At 62.8% G+C, this 23,367-nt stretch carries 19 protein-coding genes; 8 read left to right on the top strand and 11 right to left on the bottom strand.

Annotated elements, in window-relative coordinates; translation table 11 throughout:
* Positions 1-457: 457 nt before the first annotated feature.
* Both nagB and OIS50_RS00955 read right to left on the bottom strand, forming a co-directional pair.
* Positions 458-2,374, bottom strand: coding sequence for a glucosamine-6-phosphate deaminase (nagB, locus tag OIS50_RS00960; protein WP_264692469.1), 1,917 nt, complete (start codon positions 2,372-2,374; stop codon positions 458-460).
* A 198-nt stretch (positions 2,375-2,572) separates the two neighbouring features.
* A complete protein-coding gene (locus tag OIS50_RS00955; RefSeq protein ID WP_264692468.1) occupies positions 2,573-2,746 on the bottom strand; it encodes a hypothetical protein in 174 nt (57 codons plus the stop codon).
* Between OIS50_RS00955 and OIS50_RS00950 the strand changes: the two genes are divergently transcribed.
* From OIS50_RS00950 to OIS50_RS00935, 4 genes are all read left to right on the top strand, one after another.
* A complete protein-coding gene (locus OIS50_RS00950; RefSeq protein ID WP_264692467.1) occupies positions 2,721-5,846 on the top strand; it encodes a SusC/RagA family TonB-linked outer membrane protein in 3,126 nt (1,041 codons plus the stop codon). The two genes, OIS50_RS00955 and OIS50_RS00950, sit on opposite strands and share 26 nt — an antisense overlap.
* Positions 5,847-5,918: 72 nt before the next feature.
* Positions 5,919-7,496, top strand: coding sequence for a SusD/RagB family nutrient-binding outer membrane lipoprotein (locus OIS50_RS00945; RefSeq protein WP_264692466.1), 1,578 nt, complete (start codon positions 5,919-5,921; stop codon positions 7,494-7,496).
* Between the two features lie 45 nt (positions 7,497-7,541).
* On the top strand, positions 7,542-8,843 hold the full coding sequence (locus OIS50_RS00940; RefSeq protein ID WP_264692465.1) for a hypothetical protein: 1,302 nt from the start codon (positions 7,542-7,544) through the stop codon (positions 8,841-8,843).
* A gap of 234 nt (positions 8,844-9,077) precedes the next feature.
* Positions 9,078-9,626, top strand: coding sequence for an REP-associated tyrosine transposase (locus OIS50_RS00935; protein WP_264692464.1), 549 nt, complete (start codon positions 9,078-9,080; stop codon positions 9,624-9,626).
* A gap of 203 nt (positions 9,627-9,829) precedes the next feature.
* On the opposite strand, the gene OIS50_RS00930 is transcribed toward OIS50_RS00935, so the two are convergent.
* From OIS50_RS00930 to OIS50_RS00905, 6 genes are all read right to left on the bottom strand, one after another.
* Entirely contained in the window at positions 9,830-11,635 is a 1,806-nt protein-coding gene (locus OIS50_RS00930; protein WP_264692463.1) for a glycoside hydrolase family 10-like protein, read from the bottom strand.
* 90 nt (positions 11,636-11,725) lie between these two features.
* Positions 11,726-12,370, bottom strand: a complete 645-nt coding sequence (locus OIS50_RS00925; RefSeq protein WP_264692462.1) for a M15 family metallopeptidase — start codon at positions 12,368-12,370, stop codon at positions 11,726-11,728.
* A complete protein-coding gene (locus OIS50_RS00920; RefSeq protein WP_264692461.1) occupies positions 12,370-13,647 on the bottom strand; it encodes a serine hydrolase in 1,278 nt (425 codons plus the stop codon). The genes OIS50_RS00925 and OIS50_RS00920 overlap by 1 nt, the downstream gene beginning before the upstream one ends.
* Before the next feature lie 167 nt (positions 13,648-13,814).
* Positions 13,815-14,255: a hypothetical protein gene (locus OIS50_RS00915; RefSeq protein ID WP_264692460.1), complete on the bottom strand. Its 441-nt coding sequence runs from the start codon at positions 14,253-14,255 to the stop codon at positions 13,815-13,817.
* A 12-nt stretch (positions 14,256-14,267) separates the two neighbouring features.
* Entirely contained in the window at positions 14,268-14,492 is a 225-nt protein-coding gene (locus OIS50_RS00910; RefSeq protein ID WP_264692459.1) for a hypothetical protein, read from the bottom strand.
* 104 nt (positions 14,493-14,596) lie between these two features.
* Positions 14,597-14,956, bottom strand: coding sequence for a hypothetical protein (locus tag OIS50_RS00905; protein WP_264692458.1), 360 nt, complete (start codon positions 14,954-14,956; stop codon positions 14,597-14,599).
* A gap of 135 nt (positions 14,957-15,091) precedes the next feature.
* Here OIS50_RS00905 and OIS50_RS00900 point away from each other — a divergent pair, with 135 nt between their 5' ends.
* From OIS50_RS00900 to OIS50_RS00890, 3 genes are all read left to right on the top strand, one after another.
* Positions 15,092-15,877: a rhomboid family intramembrane serine protease gene (locus OIS50_RS00900; RefSeq protein ID WP_264692457.1), complete on the top strand. Its 786-nt coding sequence runs from the start codon at positions 15,092-15,094 to the stop codon at positions 15,875-15,877.
* 116 nt (positions 15,878-15,993) lie between these two features.
* Positions 15,994-16,914, top strand: a complete 921-nt coding sequence (locus OIS50_RS00895) for a T9SS type A sorting domain-containing protein (protein WP_264692456.1) — start codon at positions 15,994-15,996, stop codon at positions 16,912-16,914.
* A 245-nt stretch (positions 16,915-17,159) separates the two neighbouring features.
* The gene (locus OIS50_RS00890; protein WP_264692455.1) at positions 17,160-18,251 is read left to right on the top strand and encodes an esterase/lipase family protein; all 1,092 of its coding nucleotides are present in this window, start codon (positions 17,160-17,162) and stop codon (positions 18,249-18,251) included.
* 6 nt (positions 18,252-18,257) lie between these two features.
* Here OIS50_RS00890 and OIS50_RS00885 read toward each other — a convergent pair whose 3' ends face one another.
* The 3 genes from OIS50_RS00885 to OIS50_RS00875 all read right to left on the bottom strand — a co-directional run bounded on the left by OIS50_RS00885 (position 18,258) and on the right by OIS50_RS00875 (position 22,172).
* On the bottom strand, positions 18,258-19,121 hold the full coding sequence (locus OIS50_RS00885; RefSeq protein ID WP_264692454.1) for a tetratricopeptide repeat protein: 864 nt from the start codon (positions 19,119-19,121) through the stop codon (positions 18,258-18,260).
* Positions 19,093-19,548: a hypothetical protein gene (locus OIS50_RS00880; RefSeq protein ID WP_264692453.1), complete on the bottom strand. Its 456-nt coding sequence runs from the start codon at positions 19,546-19,548 to the stop codon at positions 19,093-19,095. Before OIS50_RS00880 ends, OIS50_RS00885 begins: the two co-directional genes overlap by 29 nt.
* A 164-nt stretch (positions 19,549-19,712) precedes the next feature.
* A complete protein-coding gene (locus tag OIS50_RS00875) occupies positions 19,713-22,172 on the bottom strand; it encodes a glycoside hydrolase family 31 protein (RefSeq protein ID WP_264692452.1) in 2,460 nt (819 codons plus the stop codon).
* 157 nt (positions 22,173-22,329) lie between these two features.
* Between OIS50_RS00875 and OIS50_RS00870 the strand changes: the two genes are divergently transcribed.
* Complete coding sequence (locus tag OIS50_RS00870; RefSeq protein WP_264692451.1) at positions 22,330-23,361, top strand: glycosyltransferase family 4 protein; 1,032 nt, start codon at positions 22,330-22,332, stop codon at positions 23,359-23,361.
* Positions 23,362-23,367 lie beyond the last annotated feature (6 nt).

The raw sequence follows: 23,367 nt of genomic DNA, 5'->3' as shown, positions 1-23,367 counted from the left end.
GGTGTGGGAATTGCATGCTACTCTCCGTCAATTTATAATATTTAACCTATTAAAAATGCAAACATTATAATTAAGCATTAAGCCCGTCTGCAATCGCTGAAAACGGCCTTATTCGGCAAGCTTACAATTGGTTACAAACCATTACCTGTCATCCTGAGCGAAGCGAAGGACCTTACTAAATCTGAGTTTTTCAAGGTCCTTGTCATGTTGAGCGCAGTCGAGACATCTCGCGTGCTGATGCTGGATAGTAAACGCTGCCCCATCTCTTTTGTAGAGGACGCTGGGGTTAGGTTCAACGTCAGCCAACGTGATAAGGTCCTTCGCTGTGCTCAGGATGACAGTTACCATCCAAATGCTATCAAGTTACTATCCAGCATCGGCACGCGAGATGTCTCGACTGCGCTCGACATGACGAGCTTTTGACTGGCCGGGCACACGGCCCTGCGCTACCGACGGCCTAGTATTTCCAACGCACAAAGGCCTCGATGCCTTCGTACTCGGGCAGGCCCAGCTGGTCGTAAACTTTGGCGGTGGTGCGGTTGCGCTCCTCGGCGCGCTGCCAGAACTCGCGCTGATCGGCTCCGGGGAACAGCGGCCGGTCTTTCTGCGACTGGTGCTTGAAGATGGCGCGGCGCTTGCGCGTGAGTTCCTCCGGCGAAATCGGCACGGCCATTTCAATCTGGTCGATGTCCCACTCCTGCCACGCGCCGCGGTACAGCCACACCCAGCAATCCTGCAGCCACGCGGTGCCCTCGGCTTTCAGGCGCTCCACGGCCTGAAAAATGGCCGACAAGCACACCCGGTGCGTGCCGTGCGGGTCGGATAAGTCGCCGGCGGCGTAAATCTGGTGCGGCCGGATGCGGTTCAGCAGGTCCATGGTCAGCTGAATGTCCTCTTCACCTAGGGGCTTTTTGCGCACGCGCCCGGTTTCGTAGAAAGGCAAATCCATGAAGTGCGCATTCTCGTCGGGGATGCCGGCCAGGCGGCATGCCGATTTGGCCTCGCCCCGCCGAATCAGCCCTTTGATTTGCTGCACCTCGGGCGTATCTACCTGGCCCGGGGCCTTTTGGCGCAGCGCATCCACCACGCGCTGGTACAGGCTCTCGGCGGGTTGCCCGCCCGGCAAACCCAGGGCAGCGTCGTAGTCGGCCACGAACTCGGCAAACCGGATGGCTTCGTCGTCGAACACGGCAATGTTGCCCGAGGTTTGGTACGCCACGTGCACCTCGTGGCCCTGGTCGACGAGGCGCAGCAAGGTGCCGCCCATCGATATTACGTCGTCGTCGGGGTGCGGCGAGAAGATGAGCACGCGCTTCGGGAAAGGCGTAGCGCGCTCGGGCCGGTGCGAGTCGTCGGCGTTGGGCTTGCCGCCGGGCCAGCCCGTAATGGTGTGCTGCAGCTGGTTGAACACCCGGATGTTAATGCCGTACGCCTGCCCCGATTCGGCGAGCAGATCCGACAAGCCGTTTTCGTTGTAATCCTCGTCGGTAAGCTTCAGAATGGGCTTTTGCAGGTGGCGGGCCAGCCAGGTTACGGCCTTGCGCACCAGCGCCTCATCGTGCCAGTTGCAGGCAATGCCGGCCAGCCATGGCGTTTTGCGCGGGCTCAGCTCGGCGGCCGCGGCTTCGTCGAGCACTACCTGCACGGCGGGGTGGCGCTGCAGGTAAGTAGCGGGCACCGAGTCGGTAGGCTCGCCCTCTACCATGCGTTTGATTACGGCCGCTTTGCCTTCGCCCCAGGCCAGCAGCACGATTTGCCGCGCTTCCAAGATGGTGCCTACCCCCATCGTGAGGGCGCGGCGCGGCACGTTCTCTTCGCCGTAGAAATCGGAGGCCGCATCGGTGCGCGTAATGTGGTCGAGGGTGATGAGGCGGGTGCGCGAGCTGGCGCCCGAGCCTGGCTCGTTGAACCCGATGTGGCCCGTGCGGCCAATGCCCAGCAGCTGCAAATCGATGCCGCCGGCCTCTTCAATATCGGCCTCGTAGCGGCGGCAATACTCGGCTACCTCCTCCTGCCGGATGGTACCGTTGGGGATATGAATGTTCTCGGCCGGAATATCCACATAGTCGAACAAGTACTCGTGCATAAAGCGCACGTAGCTCTGCAGCGAATCGGGCGGCATGGGGTAGTACTCGTCGAGGTTGAAGGTGATGACGTTGCGGAACGACAATCCTTCTTCGCGGTGCATGCGCACCAGCTCCTCGTACACCCGCGTGGGCGACGAGCCAGTGGCCAGGCCCAGTACGCAAGGCTGGCCTTCGCCGTGGCGCTGCCGGATGAGGTCGGCAATTTGCTGGGCCACAGCCACCGATGCCTGCTCCGAATCGGAGTAAATGCTGACGGGTACGCGCTCGGGAGTGATTACGGGGTGCATAGCGACGGAAGGGATGGTAGACACCGGTAATGTAAACGCTTTTGCGCCCCCTCTGCAACCGTTTGCACAATTCGGCCGCCGCCCCAGGCTTTAACCTTGACTTAACCCCGGCCTACGCTTAGCTTTAAACCCTGTTTTGTGCCGCATTACGCTTTCGGGGCGCCGGTTTCGGCTCTCTTTTTACACGTCAGGTTTCACTTATTCTTGCTGATCCACCTCTATGTCAGCTGTTTTCGCTTCCTGTTGTACTGCGGCACCCTCGTTTTCTGAAGCATACCGGCGCGCGGCTATATAGCTGCGCGCTTTTTGTTTTTTGCCTTTTTCCCCACCTATTCCTTCCCACTCAATGAAGAAATCTTTATGGTCTATCATGCTGCCCGGCGTACTGCTGGCGCAGCAGGTGCAGGCCCAGCAAACGCGCACCGTTACCGGCGTGGTAACGGCCGCGGCCGACCGCTCGCCCTTGCCCGGGGTGAACGTGGTGGTAAAGGGCGGCACCACCGGCGCCCAAACCGGCGCCGATGGCCGCTACTCGCTGCAGGTGGCGCCGGGCACCACGCTGGTGTTCAGCTTTATCGGCTACAATACCCTGGAGCGCACCGTGGGCGCCGATGGCACCATCGACGTAGCGCTGGAAGCCTCCTCTACCACGCTGCAGGAAGTACAGATTACCACGGCCTACGGCATTCAGCAGGAGCGCCGCGAGATTAACTACGCCGCCCAGCAGGTTACCTCGAAGGACATCATCGAGACGCGCCAGACCAACATCGTGAACGCGCTGCAGGGCAAGGTGGCCGGCGTGCAGATTACCTCCTCGGGCGGTGGCGCCGGCGAAGGCGCCAGCATCGTAATCCGGGGCGGCAACTCGCTCGACGGCGACAACCAGCCGCTGTTCGTGATTGACGGGGTCATCATGGATAACTCGTCGTTCACGGAGTCAACGGCTCCCGGCGGCGGCTCGGCGTTCAACGGCATCCTAGGTCGCTCGGTGGCCTCTACCAACCGGGCAGCCGACATCAACCCCGAGGACATCGAGAGCATGACGGTGCTGAAGGGCCCGGCCGCCGCGGCGCTCTACGGCCTGCGCGCCGCCAACGGGGCCGTTATCATCACCACCAAGCGCGGCAAAGCAGGCGCTACCAACATCACGTACCGCACGCAGTTTTCGGTGGATGAGGTAAACCGCCTGCCCAAGCTGCAAAACCAGTACAAGCAGGGCGCGGGCGGCGTGTTCGACCCCACCACCCGCAACTCGTGGGGCCCGCGCTTTGCCCCCGGCGAGCCGGTGTACGACAACGTGGGCAACTTCTTCGAGAAGGGCACCTCGTTCCAGAACTACCTCACTATGTCGGGCGGCAACGACAAGGCCAACTTCATGGTGTCGGCCTCGCACCAGGATACCAAGGGGGTAACGCCGCAAAACAACTACGACAAAACCACCGTGCGCCTGAGCGGGCAGGTGCAGCTGTCGCCCAAGCTGGGCGCCTCGGGCTCGGCGCAGTACATGAACTCGGGCGGCCGCCGGCCGCTGCAAGGCCCCGGCTTGTTTGGCGGTACGGGCGGCTTTTTCGTGAGCTTGCTGAACTGGCCCCGCAACGACGACGCCAGCAACTACCTGAACCCCGACGGCACGCGCCGCCGCCTCACGCCCCTGTCGGTAGGCACCAACGACGCCGACAACCCGTACTGGACGACGGAGTTTAACCCCCAAACCGACCGCACCAACCGCGTAATTGCCAACACGCAGCTCACCTACGACCCTGCCAAGTGGGTGCGCCTGAGCTACAACCTAGGCACCGACGTGTACACCGAGAAGTTCCGCTCGGTGCGCGCCGTGGGCACTTCGCAGCCCAACAACCAGAACGGGGGCATTGCCGAAACCACCAACTTCGTGCGCCTGCTGAACTCCAACTTCCTGGCCACCTTCAACCACGATTTCAGTGAGAACGTGGGTACCTCGTTGGTGCTCGGCAACACCGTGGAGCAGGCCGTGTACGAAACCACCGACGTTATCGGGTTGATTTTCCAGAACCCGAACTTCGTTTCGATTAACAACACAGTGAACCGCAACGCGCTTACCAACAACCGCATCCGGCGTTTGGTGGGCAACTTCGGCCGCCTGAGCTTCGACTTCTTCAAGCAAGCCACGCTGGAGCTGAACGGCCGCTACGACCTCTCCTCTACCCTGCCCCGCCCCAACCTGAACAAGAACTACGGCAAGGGCTTCTTCTACGGCTCGGTGGCGGCAGGCTGGGAGTTTAGCCGCACCCTGGGCCTCGATACCAACCCCGTGCTCAACTACGGCAAAATCCGCGCTTCGGTAGCGGAGGTGGGCAAGGATACCGGCCCGTACCGCGTCGATTCGCCCTTGGCGCAGTCGACGTACATCGGTGCCGGTTTCCGCCAAGGCTTCTTCGGCTCGAACCGCCTGCTGAAACCCGAGCGCACCCGCGCCTACGAAGCCGGCCTCGACCTGCAGTTCCTGCGTGGCCGCCTGGGTCTGGATGCCAGCGTGTACCACCAGGAGACGCGCGACCAGCTAATTGCACCGCGCGTAAGCCAGGCTTCGGGCTTTATTCTGCAGTACATCAATGGTGGTACGGTAGTTAACCGCGGCATTGAGTTGGCTTTGTCGGGTACGCCCGTGAAGCTGGCGAATGGCTTCGAGTGGACGGCCCTTGCCAACTTTACGGCCAACCGCAACAAAGCCAAGCAGCTGCCCGGCTTCCTGACGGAGGTAAACCAATCGGATGCCTCCATCATCGACGTTGCTCGTGGCAGTGCATTCCCAGGCCGCCCCATCACCTCTATTGCCGCCTACGATTTCCAGCGCGTGCAATCGGGCCCGAACGCGGGCAAAATCATCATTGGCGCCAATGGCTACCCCACCATCAACACGGCGGTGTACCAGTATGCCGGCAACCGCGCCCCCGATTACACCACGCAGGTTACGAACACCTTCAGCTACAACGGCCTCACGTTTAGCTTTATGTGGGACTTCCGCAAAGGCGGCAAAGTGGTAAACGGCAACGACTGGCTGACTACCCGCAACGGCTTGAGCGAGCGTACCCTCGACCGTTACAAGGAAGTGGTATTTGATGGCGTAGTAGCTAACGGCGACGGCACTTTCTCGCAGAACACGCGCCCCGTGGAGCTGACGCAGGCTTACTTCACCAGCATCCTGGGTGCCGTGGGTACGCCCTTCATCGAGGATGCCTCCTGGACGCGCCTGCGCTACGCCACGCTTACCTACAGCCTGCCCAAAACCTGGCTTGGCAACTCGGGCACCATCAAGAGCATCGAGCTGGGCGTAACGGGCCGCAACCTGCTGCTCTTCACGAAGTACTCCGGCGTCGACCCCGAAACCTCGGCCGCCGGGGCCGGCGTGCGCGGCGGCGGCTCCACGGGCTTCGATTACGGCAGCGTGCCCGCTACCCGCGGGGTAGATATGTCGCTGCGGGCCACTTTCTAACTCCCTAGGTGCCCAGCGCTTAGGCCGCCGCAAGCACCTAGGCAGCGCACCGTTTCTACTATGTCATTCAAGATGAAAAAATACCTTCTCGCGTTGGGCCTGCTGATGAGCAGCGGGGTGCTTACGTCGTGCGAAAAGTTTCTGGACGTAAACACCGACCCCAACAACCCCATCACGGCCACGCCCAATTTCCTGCTGCCCGGCGCTATTTCGCAGGGCATTCAGCAGCAGATGTTCACGGCCCTGACGACCTCGTACATCTCGCAGTACATTGTGCGCCGCCCGGCGCTGGCCAGCACCGATCAGTTTTACCTCTCGAACGGCAACAGCACCAACACCTTCAACTACCTGTACTTTTACTCGGCCGGCAACGGGCGGTATGTGATTGACGAAGGCCAGAAAGAAGGCTCGCCGTACTACGTGGGCGCCGGCAAAATTGTGCTGGCCATGACGATGGCCCACGCCACCGACATGCTCGGCGACATTCCGTACTCGGAGGCGTTTCAGGGAGCGGCCAACTACACCCCCAAGTACGACCCGCAGGAGCAGATTTACGCCACCATCGACAAGCTGCTCGACGAGGGCATCGTGGAAATGCAGAAGCCGGCTTCGGCCAACTTCCGCCCGCTCTACGTTACCTCGCCCAGCATCAGCGGCGACATTCTGTACAAAGGCGACGTGCAGAAGTGGATTCGGCTGGCCAACTCGCTGAAGGCCCGCCAGCTAAACCACCTCACCAAAAAGAGCAGCTACAACCCGCAGGCCGTGCTGGCGCTGGTAGATAAGGGCTTCCGCACCTCGGCCGACGATGCGCAGCTGCAGTTCGAAACGGCCGTGGCGCCGGTAGCGGGCAGCACCAACATCTTCGGTACCACGCGCGCCAACTTTGCGTCGGCGGCGTTTTCGGCTACGTTCTCCACCAACATCATTAAGTACCTGAACGGCAGCGCGCCCGGAGCCACCTACCCCGGCGTAACCGACCCGCGCTTCCCCATCATCGCCACGGCCAACAGCACCGGCGGCGACCCCGGCGTGGGGGGCGGCACGCCCATTAGCGCCGCTACCGGCAATGCCACCGACTTCTACTCGAGCTGGTACGCCCGCGACCTAGGGTACTTTGAGGTGATTACCTACCACGAGCTGAAGTTCATCGAGGCTGAGGCGGCTTTCCGGGCCGGCGACAAAACGCGTGCGCTGCGCGCGTACCGCGAGGGCATTCAGGCGCACATGCGCAAGATTGGCGTGGGCGGCTCGAACGCCGTGCCGGCCGTAACCTTCCCGGTGATTACGCAGGCGCAGATTGATGCTTACATGGCCAGCGCGGCCGTAGCCCAGAACGAGGGCGAGCTGGATCTGAAGCGCATTATGGAGCAGAAGTACATTGCCATGTTCCTGAACCCGGAGTCGTGGTCGGACCTGCGCCGCTTCGATTTCAGCACCGACATCTACGTGAACCTGCGCTACCCCAACAACGCCAACCCGTTGCTGGCCACCAAGCCCGACTACAAAGACCGGTGGCCGCGCCGCATGCTGCCGGCCCTGACGGAGGTGCAGTACAACCCGCAGAACGTGGCGCTGCTGTTCTCGTCGGTGGGCGCCGCCAACTCCGAGGACTACATCACCAAGCCCATGTGGTGGGACCAGCAGTAGTGCCCGCAGGCTTTTGTTTCAGCTTCTTCCGCCGAATCTACTTTCATGAAATCAACGATATATCTGCGCCGCGGCGCTATGCTGCTGGCCCTGGCGGGCCCGCTGCTGGCCGGCTGCGAATCGGAACTGGATACCTTTTACAACGAGGTTGACGGCCAGTTTCCGACGTTTATTGAAAATGCCCTGGGCACCGCCACCAAGTACGCCACCGGCGAGGTGGTAAGCTTTGAGCTGCGCTTTGCCCCGCAAACGGCGCCCATCAAGGAAATCCGCATTCTGCAAAAAATCGAGCCGAACCGCGACTCTACGCTGGTGCAAACCATTCCGTACCGGGCGGCCTTTTCGCGCCTGCGCAACGCCGATACGCTGGTGGTAAACTACACCGTGCCGGCCGGGCAAAACAAAGCCAACGTGCGCGTGGATGCGGTGGTGGTGTCGGAGAACACCCAGGTGAAAACCCGCTCGTTCAGCTTCCGGCTGGCCGAGGCCGTGCCCACCATTGCGGTGGATGCGCCCACCAACGTAACCGCGCCCAGTAACGCCGCCCGCGTACCCGGCGACGTGGTGCGCTTTCCGGTGCGCATCAACACCGGCGGCATCACCTCGGCCACCTCGCTTACCGCGGCCGGCACGCTCTACAAGGACATCGACAGCCTGATTACCTACATGCGCGTGGGTACGGGCGCCGAGCGCCGGGTAGCGCGCCAGCGCGTGCCGGTGGGCACGGCGGCCCAAACGGGCGCGGCCACTACCGTGAACGTGGACGTAACCTTGCCCGCGGGCTCGAGCGGCCAGGAGGTGGTGTACCGCTTCGAGGCCAAGACGCGCTTCCAGGACAAGCCCACCCTGCCCCTGCCGGCCGCTGCCCCCAGCACCCGCTCGGCTTCGGCCACGGCAGCGCCCATCGTGCCCGGCACCACCACGGCGCTGGCCGCGGCCCGCACGGCTACGCTTACCTACACCGGCGCCACCGGCGGCGACCAGGCCGCCTTCGACCTGACCACTTTTGCGACGGTAGCTCAAGCGGGCGCACCGGCCAGCAAGGATGTGGCCATTACCAGCACCGCTAGCAATGCCGTGCAGCTGCGCGCCCTCAACGCCACGCGCTTCTTCCGCTACACCACGGGCGGCGCGGCGGCTTACAACAGCGCTACCCTGAACAGCATCCGCCAGACGTACCAACTGGCCGGCACCGCCAACCAGGTAGCCCAGCTGGATAACGTAGTCGTCGGCGACGTGGTAATTGCCCGCCTGCGCGGCGCCGATCAGTACGCCATCTTCACCGTTACGGGCATCAACCGTACGGCCACGGGCGTTACGCTGACGATGGACGTTAAGGCGCTGTAAGCGGCGCCCTAGGTCCGAAGAAACAAAACGCCCGCCCGGCAGCTGCCGGGCGGGCGTTTCGTTTCTTCGGACCTAGGGGAAACTGGCGCGAGTCTTAGCGCGTAGCGCGCGACTCGTGTCGGCAGCATGGAGGGGAGTCTCCAGACTCCCGTGCCGTGAACGATGCGACCTAGGGCGCCATCAGCCAGCACACTTTCGTACGTAGTATCAAGAAATCGCCCCAACAAGCTATTTATGAGCGAAAAGTATAAAGTCAGGTCGTCCGATGAGGTTTATTTTCTGACGTTTACGCTCGTCGAATGGGTCGACTTATTTACTCGTAAATCATACAAGGATATCATTGTTCGCAGCCTCGCCTACTGCCAAGCCCACAAAGGCTTGGAGCTGTATGCGTACTGCATCATGTCAAACCACGTGCACCTGATTGCACGCGCTACGCCGCCCGCCACGCTTTCCGGCATCGTGCGCGACTTTAAGAAATTCACTGCCAGGACGCTGATGCTGGAGCTTGAAACCAACCCGCAGGAAAGCCGCCGAAGCTGGTTGCGCTGGATGTTCGAGAGGAACGGCATGGGAAACGCGCACAACCAGCACATACAGGTGTGGCAGCAGCGCAGCCATCCGGTAGCCCTGACTTCAGATGAATTGGTGCAACAGCGTTTGCGCTACGTGCACGATAACCCGGTGCGCGCCGGTATTTGCTTTCTGCCCGAAGAGTACGTGTACAGCAGCGCGGCGCAGTACGCGGGGCGTGAGGCTATATTGCCGGTATTACACTTGTAATCGTTCACGGCACGGGAGTCAGAGACTCCCCTCCATGCTGCCGGCACGAGTCGCGCCTTGCAGGCTAAGACTCGCGCCAGTTCCCCGACTCGTGCCAGCTCTCACCTGCCTAGGTCGGAGAAACGAAACGCCCGCCCGGCAGCTGCCGGGCGGGCGTTTCGTTTCTCCGACCTAGGGCGTTTCGGTTTCCGGCCTAGGCGCTACTACCGCCCGAACAACCGGCCGAAGAAGCCGCGCTTCTTGGTCTTAGTTTTCGTTTTGATAGTGACGTTGCCGGCGCTGCTGGTAACCTTGGTGGTACCCGGCTTTTCGGTAACCGCTGGGGGTACGGTGGCCACCGGCGGGGCGGGTGCGGCGGGCGGCGCGGCGGCAGGCTCGGGTGCCGTTTGCGCCACCACTGGGCCAGCAGCTGAACCCAGCGTAGTTACCCGCGTGGGGCCGCTCTCGTTGTGCAGGCGGTCGATGGCGGTGATGTAGTAGGCGTAGTCGATGCCGGCTTGCGCGGTGGTGTCGATGAAAGCCAGGCTGTTGCGGCCGGCGCGCGGCTGGATTAGCAGGATGTGCCTGGGGTTGTCGGGGGTGGGCTGCTCGCCGCGGGCAAAACGGTACACCACAAAGGCGTGGGCCGAGTCGCCATCGGCGGCGGCGGGGCCGGGGTGCCAGGTAAGCGTAACGGGGCCGCCGGCGCGCACCAACGTAAGGCCTTGCGGCGTGCGGGGCGGCACGGCGTCCTTCCAAGGCATGGTGGGCAGCAGCGCCGGGTAGCGGAACAAGTTTTCGCGCAGCGAGTCGGTGGTTTTCAGCGGGTTGTTCAGCACCGATTTGGCCGAGAAAAACACGCTGCCGCTGATATCGGTGGGATACGAGCGGTTGAGGCGCACTTGCTTGGGCAGCTCGCCGGGATTGCGCCACGTGGTATCCGACTTGGTGCTCTCGAACATGCGGTAGGCGCCGTGCCCGATGTACAGGTGCCGGTCGTAGCGGTTGCGCGACCACCACTCGATCAGGGTAGCGTAGCTGGCCAGCTTAAAGTTGGTGCTCCAGTACAGCTGCGGCAATACGTAGTCGACCCAGCCTTGGCGCAGCCACTCGCGGGCATCGGCGTAGAGGCCGGTGTGACCCTGGAAGGCTTTGGTATCGGAGCCGTCGGGGTGGTTTACCTGGTTCATCCACACGCCGAAGGGCGAGATGCCGAACTTCACCCACTTCTTTTCGCTGTCGATGGAGTCGTGCATCTGCTGCACCAGCTGGTTTACGTTGCGACGGCGCCAATCGGGTACGCTCAGGCCCTGGTCGTTGAACTGCGCGTAGGCGCGCTCGTCGTGGATAACCTGGCCGGGGTCGGGGTACGGGTAGAAGTAGTCGTCGAAGTGCACGCCGTCGATGTCGTAGCGGCGCACCACATCCATGATAACCTTGGTAATGTAGTTGCGCACCTCGGGCAGGCCGGGGTTGTAGAGCAACTTACCCGAATAGCGGAAAAACCACTCGGGGTGCTGGCGGTACGGGTGGTTGGGCGCGAGGCGCGCCGAAGTGGTATCGGTACTGGCGCGGTACGGGTTGAACCACGCGTGGAACTCCATGTTGCGCTTGTGTGCCTCTTCGATCAGGAAGGGCAGCGGATCCCAGCCCGGCTCTTTGCCCTGCTGGCCCGTGAGCCACTTGCTCCAAGGCTCGAGGCTGCTTTGGTAGAACGCATCGGAGGCGGGCCGCACCTGCACAAACACCGCGTTGATGCCCGTGCGCTGCTGCTGATCGAGCATGCGCACGTACTCCTGCCGCTGCTGCTCGGGCGTGAGGTTGCGCCGGCTCGGCCAGTCGATGTTCTCAACGGTGGCAATCCAGACGCCGCGCAGCTCGCGCTTGGGCGGCGGCGCCGGAATGGGTGTGGTAAGAACCGAGCTCTTAAACTTGGCGGCCGGCGGCGCGGCGGCCGATGGCTGCGCCCACGCGGCACCCGACGAAAACAACATTGCCGCCGCGGCGGCAAACGACAAACAACAGCGCATCAACAAAATATAACAAGCAACAACCAACCAGCGGCCTATACTGGCCGCCCACCGAAACTCGGTGCAATTTACGCACCATACGGCCGAGGCTCAACGCCGCAGCTCAGCAAAAGCGAGGTCGAGCAGCGGAAAATCGGCCCAGCGCTGGTGGTCGAAGTGCCACCACTCGGCGCGGTAGTTCGCAAAGCCGTGTTGCGCCAGCACGGTGTGCAGCAGCGCGCGGTGTTGCAGCACGGGCGTTGGCAGCTCCAGGTAATCGGAGTGCGCTTCGGGGCCTAGGGCATCGAACTCGGTGGGCATGGCGAGGTCGGCGCCGGTGCCTAGGTCCACCAAAGCCACATCAACCGAGCAGCCGCGGTTGTGCCGCGAGCCCCGCCACGGCGGCGCGGCGTAGGTTTCGTCGGGTATCTTCTCGAAGAAGCGCACCGTGGCGCTGTACGGCCTATAGGCATCGAACACCTTTAGCCCCACTCCTACTTTGGCCAGCTCCTGCTGCGCGGCACCTAGGGCCTCGGCCACGGGGCGGCGCAGGTAAGCGGCAGGCTCGGCGTACACGGCTTCGCCTAGAAAATTGTTGGAAGTGGCGTACCGGATATCAAGCTGCACGCCGGGGATGCACGCGCCTAGGTCGATGAGCTCGTGCTCGGGGTTGAGGTGCACCAGGTGCCAGTACTGCGCGGCATCGGTGAGCACGGGCAGGCCGTAGCGGTTCAGGGGTATTTCGGGAGCGGGCATCAGGGCGTGGCGCGTTCGTGTTGCTCGCTCCAATATGTGCGCACCTGCTCGCGGCGGCGCTCCGAGGTGCGGCCCAGCTCGTACTGGTACACCAACTCGCCCAGGCGCCGCAAAAAGGGAAAACCCACGGTGTCGTAGTCGTACTGGTCGTCGTTGAGCACTTCGTCGTGGTTAGCGTACACCACGGCCGATAGCATAAACTCCACGCCACGCAGCGAATCGACGATGCAGGCATTGTCAATCAGAAAGCCGTAAGCCTGGCCGATTTTGTTGTAGATGCGCACGCCCTCGGGCAGCGCGGTCGATTTGCCGCCGGCCAGCAGAAACTTGGCGTAGTTGTCGGGGTATTCGGTGGGGTTGTACCTAGGGTAGCGGCTTTGGCGCGGCAGCAGGCGCATGTACTTGCGCAGAAAGGCATATTCGTCGGGTGCCAAGTCGAAGCGCTGTTGCGGCGGCACCGATTCGGGAAAGAGCAACAGGCGCAGCACCTGCTGCTGGTCGCGCAACGGAAACTCGTTTTTGGTGCTGAAATCGAGCGGCTGCTCCACGCGGCGGTTGCCCTCCATGTAGGCTTTGCCGATGCGGATGTTGGTTGCCGACATAGGCGGCAGCGCGCTTTCGTTGAACGCGGCGGGCTGGCGGTACAGCTCGGTGCGCAGCGTAGTATCGGCGAAGAATGTTACCGGATTGGTGTGGCGCGAACCCGGCTCTTTGTCGCCTACTGAAAGGCGGTGGATGATGCGCGTGTTGGCGAGGCCGGCTTGCTGTAAACTGCGGTTGAGCTCCTGCTGCCCTACGTACTCGTACAACCGGTTAAATGCTTCATTATCGCTCACCAACAACACCTTACGGATGTACTGCCCGATGGTGGGCCGGTAACCCAGGGCGCTGCTATCGAGCAGCACGCGGGTTTGGCCGGCAAAGGCCGAATCGATACGCAAGGGGGTTTCGCGCTCCAGTTTGGCCGCGTTCAGCCGGCGCATTTTCTGCAAGGCAACAGCTGCGGCGGGCAGCTTCACGGTGCTGGCCGGGTAAAAGTACTCGCTGGGCTTCAGCCGGTACGCGTACGATTTGAAGTGCGGCTTGCCCGCGGCATCGCGCCGAATTTGCGTGTAAATGATTTGCACGCGGTGCGCATCGGGGTTGGCCATTACGCGGCGCACGGCGGCCGTGGTGTCGCGGCGCAGCAACTGCTTGAGCGGGTTGCCCAATTGAGCCTGAGCGGCCGCCGCGGGCCAGGCTGCCAGCAACGGCAGGAGCACAAAAAACCGGTTCATCGTGCCGGAAGATACTTCATGGCGCCGATGAACCGGACCCGAGAGAGTTAATGAATTAAGGAGTTGGGAGTTTAAGAGTTATTGTCGTTTGTGGGCTAAACGCTTCAGCACAGCATTTCGCAATAACTCCTAAACTCCCAACTCGCTAACTCACCAACTCCATTCGCTTACTGATTCTGCGAGTCTTCAATGGTGCCGCCGTCGTTGGCGGAGCTGCGCGAGAGGCTGCCGTTGGCGTAGTAATCCGACTCGCCTTTGGCCTGGCTTTGGTTCTGCTTTTTCTCCGAATCCTGCCCGCCGCCTTGGTTGCGTTGGTCGGCTGAGGGCTGCCCGCCGCGGTTGGAGCTGCCTTTGGCGTTTTCGCCCGAGGCTGGCTGCTCGTTGCGGTTGTCGCGGTCGTTGCCGTGGTTGCCGCCGTGCTGGCCGGTGGTGCTGCGGTTGGCCTCGGGGCTGCCGGTGCTGCTCGGGCTGGCGCCGCCCACATGCTTGGCCTCGCTGCGGTTGATGTTGCCGTCGGGGCTGGTTTTATCGATGGGGGCCGAACCCGGCGCTACTTGCCGGTTGGCGTTCGGGTCGTTGCCCGACTGGTTTTTCGATGCGTTGCTCATGGTTGCGGTACGTTACTGATTGCCTTGGTTGGAATCGTGCCTGCCGCTGTTCACCTGCTTGGCTTCGTCGCGCACCTGCGAACCTGCGCTGGCCGGCCCGTCCTGCTTGTTCTGCTGCTCGGTGTCCTGCTGCGCGTCTTTTTTCAGGGGAAACTGGTTCTGACCGCTGTTGGCAACGCCTACTTTATCGGCGCCGCTGCTCTCCTGGTTGGTCGAATTGCCTTGTCCTTTGTTCATAGCTGTAGGGGTGGTTGGGGTAGGTTGAAAGAAACACCGGGAAGCTGTAAGCACAGCGGCCTTGTGGCCAACTAATTACAGGCTTGGCCCCGGTAGATGTTGGTTTACAGACCGGGTACTTGCCCTGGTTGGCCGGCCGAGGTGCCAGTGCCGGCCGAGGCCGTGCTGCCGCCCACATCGCCTTCGGCGGCGTTGCCGGGGTTGTGGTGCTCGGTGCTGCGGCTTACGTTGGGGCCTTTGGTTGCCTGGCCACCCACGTTGCCGCCGCTGCCGGAGTTATCGTCGGCGTTTTCGCCCGTGAGCACGCCCATCCGGTCGCCCATGCCAAAGCGGCCCTGCGGGTCGCGCTCCTGCTCGGCCGGCGACTGGCCCGAGGCTGTGGCCTGCGCGTCGTACTCGGGTCCGGCTTCGCGGGCGTTCATCTCCTGGTTGTAGGGCTCTTGCTGAATTGGATCCTGTTCCATGGTGTATTCGGTTCGGGTGGTGTGGCTCTGGCTATACGGCAGGCTGGCGCCGCGGTTCAGCCGTAGTTCGCCCCGCGGGGTTGCCAAGTTGTCGGGCTTCAGCTACTTGGCCTGCTTGTGGCGGGGCGCTTTGGCATGGAACCAGGTTCGCCTTTGGCCGAGGCCTTTGCCCGCAAAACCGACGCCGAGCTGCTCTACCTTACGCAGCACCCTAGGTCGTTTGCGCCCCAGCTGGTGCAGGCAGCCTGGGCCGAGCTGCAGCGCCGCGGCCAAGTGCCCAAGCCCGAACCTGCCCGCCCCACCCCACCCGCTACCCTGCCCGGCATTGGCGTAGTAGCCGTAACGCTGGCGCTAGCCGGCCTGAACGTGCTGGTGTACCTGCTGATGGTAGCCAGCGGCGTAGATGCCGTGCAGCCCGCCGGCCGCGACCTGATCCTGTGGGGCTCCAACTTTACGCCGCTTACCCTAGGTGGCCAGTGGTGGCGGCTGCTCACGGCCTGCGCCCTGCACGGCGGCTTGTGGCACTTGTTGCTGAATACCTATGCCCTGCTGTTTATCGGGGCTTTGCTCGAGCCGCTGGTAGGCCGCTGGCGCCTGCTGGTGCTGTATTGGCTTAGCGGCCTGGGTGGCAGCCTGGCGAGCTTGTGGTGGCACAGCGCGGGCGTAAACAGCGTAGGCGCATCGGGGGCCATTTTCGGGCTGTACGGGGCCATGCTTACGCTGGCGGCTACCAACGCGGCGCGCCTCAGCCGCTCGGCCCGGGCCGCTTTGTTTGTGCACACGGTGTACCTGGTGGGCACCAACTTCGCCAGCAACCTCAACCCCAACGTCGACCACGCGGCGCACCTAGGGGGTTTGCTGGCCGGGGCGCTGCTGGCGTGGCCGCTGCTGCAACCGCGCGCCGCCAAAACGCATCCGTAATTTATTCAACCTCAGTAACGGAGGTCATTGAGAATGTCGGGCCGAAACCAGACCTTCCGTTTACGTATATCCGCCCGAGCCCGACCGCCGCTCGCCTAGCCCAAGCCCCGCACGCTATGAAAAAACTCTTACTCTTACTCGGCCTGCTTGCTCCTGTTGCCCTGCAAGCCCAAACCCTGCCCAACAACGGCTTCGAAACCTGGACCACCACCGGCCTGCGCGAAAGCCCGAACGGCTGGTACTCGCTGGATGATTTGGTGGCCACGCAGCTGCCCATTTCCCTGGGCTTCGCCACCAAAACCACCGACCGCCACGCGGGCAACTTTGCCGTGCAGCTGCAAAGCAAGCAGGTTGCGTTTCCGGGCTTGCCCTTCACGGGGTACGTGCCCTCGGTGCTGTTCGTGGGCGCCAAAATCAACCCGCAAAACCCCGAAACGGCGGGCGGCATCCCGTTCACCAGCCGCCCGGGCAGCGTGCGTTTCTGGTACAAGCTCACGCTGGCGCCCAACGATTCGGCCGTGGCTTTGGCGGCGCTTTCGCGCGGGCCGCGCTCGGCGCAGGGCAATTTCATCGGCACCGGCGGCCTCGATTTGCCCGCTCGCAGCACCTTTGGGCAAGCCGCCTACAACATGGAGTACGCGCCCGGCACGCTCACGCCCGACACCCTGCGCCTGGGGTTTGTGGTGGGCACCGGCAGCGTTTCGGCCGGCTCCACGCTGATTGTGGATGAGGTTACGTTTGGCGCGCGGGTTACCTCCAACAAGCAATCGGCCGCACTGGCCGCAAGCCTCAGCGTGTACCCCAACCCCAGCAGCACCGGCGAGTTTGCCCTGGCCTCGCTCGATAACCCGGCCGTAGCTACGGCCCCGCTCAGCGTAACCGATGCCCTGGGCAGGGAGGTGTACCGCGAGGGCGCCGCCCCGCGCAGCCTCTACAACGGCCGGGCCCTGCGCCTGCAAAACCAACAGCCGGGCCTGTACCTGCTGCGCCTCGAAACGCCGACCGGCCTGGTTACGCGCCGTTTGGTAATTCGCTAGCGAGCCACGCGTTAGGCTGATGGGCTTTCGCTAACCCTGCTCAGGTGCAAATGACACCGAGGTGACCTAGGGTAAAGGAAACCCCGAGGCCAGCTAACAAAGGGAGCTGGCCTCGGCGTTTTTGTCATTTGGCCACCGGGGCAAACACGGCAAGCGGCTTATTCAGAGCGCTCAGATGCAAGCACTTACCCGAACGGAATATTGGCAACCCACGTACCTTTGCATGCCCTCAAGCTCCTCCGTACATGGCCAGCCTCAACCGCAGCTCTTCCGAGTATGACTCAGCCGACGATAAGCCGCGCTGGCGCCGAGCCGCATCGGCACTGCGCCGTGCCGCTACCGCCCCGCTTACCGGCGCCGAGGCATTGTACCAAACCGGCCGGAGCTACCGCCACTTTCTGCTGCCGGCCCTCAACGGCGCCATCGGCGACCAGCTCGAAGCGCGCGGCGACCACCGCGCCATTCGCCTGAGCTTCCGGCGCCAAGGCACCGATGTAGCCGTGGCCGATCTAGGCCTCACCGACGGCCTTAAGCGCACGGTGGTGTGGGTGCACGGCCTGATGGGCGACGAGCACATCTGGCAAACCGGCTCGCCCGAGGTGCCCCGCTACGGCCCGCGCCTCGAGCACGACCTGGGCGTGCGCAGCCTGTACGTGCGCTACAACTCGGGGCGCCATATTTCGCAGAACGGCCGCGAGCTGAGCCAACTGCTTACCGCGCTGGTTACGCACTGGCCCGAGGCCATATCGGAGCTGGTGCTGGTGGGCCACAGCATGGGCGGGCTGGTAATCCGGAGCGCCGGCTACTACGGGCAACAAGCGCAAGCCCCCTGGCTTAGCCAACTGCGCCAGGTGTTTTTGCTGGCTGTGCCCAACGAGGGCTCGTTCCTGGAGCAGCACAGCTTTCTGACGGCCCTGATGCTCCGCCGTTTCGATTTGCGTCTGGCGCGCCTGCTGGCCGATACCATCGACCGACGCAGCAATGGCATCCGCGACTTGCGCCACGCCCGCTTAGTTGACGAAGACTGGCTGAACCCGCACGCCGACGACCTGCTGCCCCCGCGCACCGAGGTACCGCCCCTACCCGGCGTGCAGTACCACGTGCTGGCCGCTTCGCTGCTGAAAAATGCCGAATCATGGCTAACGCAGTACTTCGGCGATGGGCTCGTAGGCAGCAACTCGGCCACGGGCAGCGTGTTCAAAACAATGCCTTCCGACCTGGGCCAGGTGCGCGTGCAGGTGTTTTCGCGGCAGCACCACGGCACCCTGCTGGCCAACCCCGAGGTGTACGAGTACCTGCGGGCGCAGCTGGCAGCTGCCCGGCCACTGCCGCAGTAAACCAACCTAGGGCGCCTGTTTGGCAACTAGTGCCTGCTCGGCCTCGTGGGCTGTAATTTGGTGCGGATAGTTGACGTAGAACAAGTTATCCTCGCTCATGCTGTAGCCCTGCTGCAGATACCGGCGTGCCTGCGCAAGGTGCTTCCTGGCGCTGCCGGTTTTGCTAAGTGCCTGCTCGGTTAGCCCTAGGTAGTAATGCGCATCGGGGTGCTGGGGGTACTGTTGCAGCGCACGCCCTAGGTAGTCGGCTGCTTTGGGCAGTTGCTTGGCCTCGTACGCCACTACGCCGAGGTAAAACAGCGAGTTGAAGTGCGGCGCAGTATTGGTTTTGCCTTGCTGCTGCGTGGCTACGTCGCGGAGCAAATCAGCTTCTGCGGCTTTCAGGTCGCCCAGCTCCAGGTGGCACAAACCGCGGTAAAACCAGTAGGTGTGGTCCATCTGGTAGCCGCCTGGCACCAGCTTTTCGGCTTGCTCGAAGTCGCGCAGAGCGGCCGGGTAGTCCTTCGTGAAGATGCAGTACAGAAAGCCGCGGTAGGCCGTCCAGGTTTTGGGGTCGAGGCTTACGGCTTTGTCTTCGAGGGCGAAGGCTTGGGCGTAGTCGCCGTTTTTAAGGTACGGAATGGCCTTCTCCTGATACGCCACGGCAATATTCGGGCAAGCGGCAATCAGGCTGTCGCAGTACACTTCCCAGTTGGGGTGGTTGTAGCCGTAGCGCTGCGCGCCATTATCAATGTAGCGCTCGATAAGCTTGGCCTGGTACGCCCGATCGAGGCACGGGTCGGCAACGGCGGTGGGCCTGGCTTCGGTCTGGCAGCTGCCCAGGCTCAGCAGGCCACCTAGGCTAAGGAGTAACGGCCACAACTTTTCCATCCCGAATGCGGAAGCTTAGCAGCGTGAGGTAGTTGGCCGGTTCGCGGTTGGCCCCGGAGGCCCGGGGCCAGTTGGGCAGCGTCTGCAGAAAGGCATAGAGCTCCTCAACCAAAGCCGGGGCGAAATGCGTCGGTCGGTAAGCCGCGTCGGTCTGGAATACTTTGGTCCAGGGCAGCCGCTTGCCTTCGCAGTCGATGGCAAAGCGAAAAGTTATCAGCCCCGAGCCGGTGTAATTGCGCTTGCGCTGCTGCAAAAAGGCCTGCGCTTGTTGTGCGAGCGTGCCCGAACTAGCCGGATACTTGCCCTTCACTTGATAGTACTGGTAAAAGGGCGCACCGCACCTAGGGTTTCGCAGGCTGGTGGTATCCATGTACTCGCCTTTGGGCAGCACTATGCGTTGGGCTGCAACCGGTGCAGCAGTCCACATCAGCGCACACAATGCTGCTGCGGATAGCCTCAGCCATTGCTTGGGCGCATCCGTATTTTGCTGTTGCAAGAGCCTGTATGGTTTAGCTTATCAGCACAACAATAAGCAAAAAGCCCTAGGTGCGGCGTCGCACCTAGGGCTTTCTTGTTCAGCGGGAGCAATACTTAGGCCGTGCGCACCACTAGCTCGGCAAAGCCGGCCGGCACTACCACTTGGGGCAGGTCCTGGCCGCCGTTGGCCGAAGGAGCTACTTCTACTTTCAGCTCCTGGCCATCGGCCGTCACGGCAAGCAGTTCGGCGCCTAGGGGCAAGCCGTGCAGCACCACGCGGCAGGTGGCCCAGCTGGGCGTCAGCTCGCCTTCGGTTTCCTGCTGCAGCTGCAGGCTGGTAGCGTTGCCGGTTACGGTGTAGCGGCGCAGCGTGTACTGGCCTTGCTGGTAGCCGTAGCCTTCGCCGCCGTCGTCGTAGAGGGTGCTGGTTTCCTTGCCGTTTTTGTAGTACACGTGCAGCGTGAGCTCGGTTACGGGCAGCTCCTCCACGTACTGCATCACGGGGCGCAGCGGAATTACGGCACCGGCGCGCACGTACAGCGGAATGCGGTCGAGGCCGGCCGAGGCCCACACTTCCGAGCCGCCGTCGCGGGCTTCGTCGGTCCACCAGTAGTACCACTGGCCTTTGGGCAGGTACATCCAGCGGCCATCCACGCCGGCTTGCGTTACGGGGCACACCAGCAGGTGGTCGCCGAGGGCAAACTCGGCCATGCGCTGGTACGTCTCGATGTCGTTTTGGTCGAGGAAAGCCAAGGGGCGCAGCATGGGCGTGCCGTGCTGCACGTACTGCCAGAATGTGGTGTACATGTAGGGCAGCAGGCGGTAGCGCAGCTCGATGAACTGGCGCGCCAGGTCGGTAAACTCCTCGCCGAACGACCAGGGCTCCTGGTCGCCGTGGTCGCCGGAGCTGTGCGTGCGGAAGAACGGGTGGAACGCCGCCAGGGCTACCCAGCGCACATACAGTTCGCCATCGGGTGTGTTGATGAAGCCGCCCACATCGGAACCGATAAACGAGAAGCCCGAAATGCTCAGGCGCTGGCACTGGATGTTGGCCAGCCAGAGGTGCTCCCAGGAAGCCACGTTGTCGCCGGTCCAGCCGGAGGAGTAGCGCTGCCCGCCCGAATAAGTGCTGCGCGTGATGGTGAAGGGCCGGTTGGGGTAGCTGAAGCGCTTCACGCCCTCGTTGGTGGCGCGGGCCATTTGCATGCCGTACACGTTGTGCGCCTTTTTGTGCGTGCAGGGGTTGCCGTCGTAGTCGAAGCGCACGTCGTCGGGGAAGGTGCCTTTCTCGAACACGGCCGGCTCGTTCATGTCGTTCCACACGCCGCGCACGCCCACGTCTTCAATCAGGCCCTTAAACAGGCCGCTCCACCACTCGCGCACCGTGGTGCGCGTGAAATCGGGGAAGTGGCACAGGCCAGGCCACACCGAGCCTTTCATCAGCGGCCCGTCGCCGCGGCGGCAGAAGTAGTCGTTCTCGAAGCCCTGCTGCCACACCGGGTACTGCGGGTCGATTTTGATGCCCGGGTCGATAATGACAATGGTCTTGAAGCCGTCGTTGGCCAGCTCCTGCACCATCTTTTTGGGCTCGGGGAAGTGCTCGGGGTGCCAGGTAAAGCAGCGGTACCCGTCCATGTAGTCGATGTCGAGGTACAGCGCGTCGCACGGAATCTGGCGCTTCCGGAATTCCTCGCCGATGCCGCGGAACAGCTTTTCGGGGTAGTAGCTCCACTTGCACTGGTGGTAACCCAGCGCCCACAGCGGCGGCAGTTCGGGCGTGCCCGTGAGGCAGTGGGTGTACTGCTGGGTTACTTCGAGCAGCGTGGGGCCGTAGATGAAGTAGAAGTTCATCTCGCCCCCGTGCGCCCAAAACGAGGTTACGTCGGCGCGCTCGGCGGCAAAGTCGAAGTAGCTCTTGAAGGAATTGTCGAAGAACAGACCGTAGGCCAGCTTTTGGTGCAGGGCCATGAAGAACGGAATGTTCTTATAGAGCGGGTCGGAGCCCTTAACGTAGCCGTAGGTATCGGAGCCCCAGTTGCAGAAGCGGTGCCCGCGCAGGTTCATGTTGGCGGGCTTGTCGCCGAGGCCGAAGTAGTGCACGCCGGGCTGCACCTGCTGGCTCATCTTCACGATGTCGTTGCCGGTCTCGTAGTCGTACTCCCAGTGGAAGCCCTTCTCGTACTCGCACAGCACCACGCCCGAGCGGTTGAGCAGGCGCACGTGCATGCCCTCTTTGCCCACAATGCAAATGAGGCGGCCCGTGGTGAGGCGGTAGTGGTCGTCCTTTTCCACAAACTCGAGCAGCGCGGGGGTTTCGCGCGGCGGCACGCCCCCTTCGAAGGCGTAGCTGAAATCGGGCGCGAAGTAGCCGTCGGTGCTGTAGCGGAAACGAATTATTTTGTCGGTGATAACCTGCACGAGCAGCACCACCCCGTTGTCGGCCGAGAAACGAAAATCGGCGGTACCCGGAACGACTTCGGCACTTACGACTTGGCCAGGCGTAAAATCCTGCTTAGCCTTTTGGGCCAAGTCGTTAATCATGTAATTGTTTTCCTGAATCGTGGTATTGTCCATGTCAGTTCAGGGTTGCGGCAAACTAGGTGAAGAAAGACGCCCGACCAGAGGACTCTGGCCGGGCTAGCCTGCAAGGTAAGCAGGTTTCGGCCGATTTATGTTGTTTGCCCACCTCCCGGGTGCTAGGTTAGCGCTGCCTCGTACACTGCTCATGCCTATGCTCAACCCCGCTTCTGCTTCTGTGCTGCTACTGGGCTGGGACGCCGCGTCCGAAGCGCTGCCGCTGGCCCACGCGCTGCCCGCTACTACAGGTGTTCAGCTATGGCTTGCCGAGCCGGTTGCGGCCGCTGCCCTGCCCGGCAATGCCACCGCCCAGCACCTAGGCGGCGCTTTGCCCCCGGCTCCCGATTTCGCCACCCTAGGTACCGCCGCCCCGGCCTACCCCTACATCGGGAGCAGCACCTACACCACGGCCCGCAGCAACCTGGCCAACGAGCAGCGAAACGGCTTTCAGGTACCCGCCACGCCCTACATCGGCAGCACGCCAACCACCGAATTGCTGGAGCGGCAACCCGCCTCCGAACCCGGCGTGCTGGAAGCCGCCGAGCTAAGCAGCCAGTACACTACCGTCGATGAGCAAGCCGACGACTTGCCCCTAGGTGCGCCGGCCGACAACGCCGCACCGGAGGCAGCCGCATCGGCCCCCGAACCCGAAACCACCCAAGCCGACGCACCCATTTTCGCTTCGGCAGTACCCGGGCAATTGGCGCCAGCTGAGGTGCCAGCCGTGGAGCCCACTCCGGAGCAGCGCAACGAGTCGGTTTCGGCGCAGCCTGAACCCCTGCTGAGCTGGGCCGCCGACCTCGACGGCATGAATTTCCGCATCATTCAGTACGCCCGCCACGCCGTGCGTTTGGCGCACAGCGCTACCTTTGATGTGGTTTTCGCGCCGGATTGGCCGGTGTGGCTGGCCGGCGTCGAAATCCGGCATATCACCCACCGCCCGCTGGTGTTGCGCGTTACGCAGCTGGCCTCCGACCGTCCGTCGCCCGTCGATAGGGGTTGGGGCGAAGCGCTGGAACGCCTGGCCCTCCCCCATGCCGACCGCGTGCTGGTGCCCGATCAGCATACCGCTGAGCGCCTGCAAGCCATGTACCGCATACCCGCCGAGCGCCTGCACGTGCAAGCCCCCGGCTCGGCCCCCGACCTTACGGCCGCCTTGGTGCTCGACCCTCGCCTTTTTGCTTAATTGTAC

Origin of the sequence: Hymenobacter sp. YIM 151858-1 (genome assembly GCF_025979705.1) — a bacterium.
GTDB lineage: Bacteria > Bacteroidota > Bacteroidia > Cytophagales > Hymenobacteraceae > Solirubrum.
Note: the sequence above shows the minus strand (reverse complement) of the source record. Positions and strands in the feature narration are given on the sequence as shown.